The organism is Vibrio salilacus (genome assembly GCF_002811245.1).
GTDB lineage: Bacteria > Pseudomonadota > Gammaproteobacteria > Enterobacterales > Vibrionaceae > Vibrio > Vibrio salilacus.
In genome coordinates this window covers 1-1,070 of sequence record NZ_NIVQ01000090.1, presented here as the reverse complement: position 1 = coordinate 1,070, position 1,070 = coordinate 1, and the positions used below count along the sequence as shown (strand labels likewise).

The window sequence follows — 1,070 nt, the reverse complement described above, 5'->3', positions numbered from 1 at the left end:
TTACGCGTTTTATGTTCCGTGCATTTGGCGGCCAAGTGAGTTTTGTCGTGTGATTCGGCTCAGAAAACACGGTCAAGAATGCAGTTCTTTGCCAAATAAATCAGTCATTTGTGGTAAAACATAACAAACAATTCAAGCAGACCCTCAACGCTCGGCGATTTTGGTTTGCATTGAATTTCGTGTTTATGGCGTCATGCAGAAAGTCAGCCAGTGCGTTTCGGGCTACTTAATTGGGCGTTATATGAAAAAAGGAGGAACTTTGGCAGAAGATAGAAAAGCAAGATATAGAGATATATCTGATGGGTTATTGAGGCAGAGGCGAAACTTAATGGTAATTTCGATGTTGATGCCATTGTTTTTCTTGAGTGGAGCCAGCATAGAAAGAATTAATTTGTTAGGGACTGTTATTAGTATTTCAAATCCCGTTGTTATTAAGTACGCCTTGGCTGCTCTGTTTGGGTATTTTTTGCTACGTTATTGGCAGTATTACCAAGAGGAAACCTTTGTTAACGATATGCACCATAAAATGAGAGAGCATATCTACTATTTAGAAGAAACCTTTTTAACTAAAAAAGCTCGCGAAAAAGCTCATTTTGTCGAGCCTTCAATTTTAAGTGTTTGTTTTGCAGACCCTCGCTATAGTCGCGGTGGTAGGTATGCAGCCATCCCTATGAACAAAGATGAGGTTACCTTTCTGTTTATGCGTAAATGTGAGTTCTACATTTATGCAGATGATCGAGGTTATCCAAATAAAGAAGGTTTTATAGAACAGTTTCACGGTACGTTATCTGAAAGTCAGTATTCTAGTTGGGCGCCTTTAGATGGCTCATTTGACTCCAATGGTAAGCCGCATTTTTATCGTCAGTATTTAAGCTATAGCATTCTCAGGTTCAATGTTTACAGGCTAAGGGGAGGGTTGCGATATATGTTTAATGAATCTTACTTCACTGACTACCAGCTCCCGTTTCTGTTAGCTTTTACTTCGATTGTGGTGACTTCGAGTGCTATTTTCATATAACAAGAGACTATGGCGTCAAGAGTTAATTTTTGGCGCTGTTTGCATCCCACAT

1 protein-coding gene is annotated in these 1,070 nt (G+C 39.4%); it reads left to right on the top strand.

Annotation, left to right across the window (positions count from 1 at the left end):
- Window positions 1–259: 259 nt before the first annotated feature.
- The gene (locus tag CDZ87_RS17125; protein WP_157806499.1) at window positions 260–1,018 is read left to right on the top strand and encodes a hypothetical protein; all 759 of its coding nucleotides are present in this window, start codon (window positions 260–262) and stop codon (window positions 1,016–1,018) included.
- The last annotated feature ends 52 nt before the right edge of the window (window positions 1,019–1,070 follow it).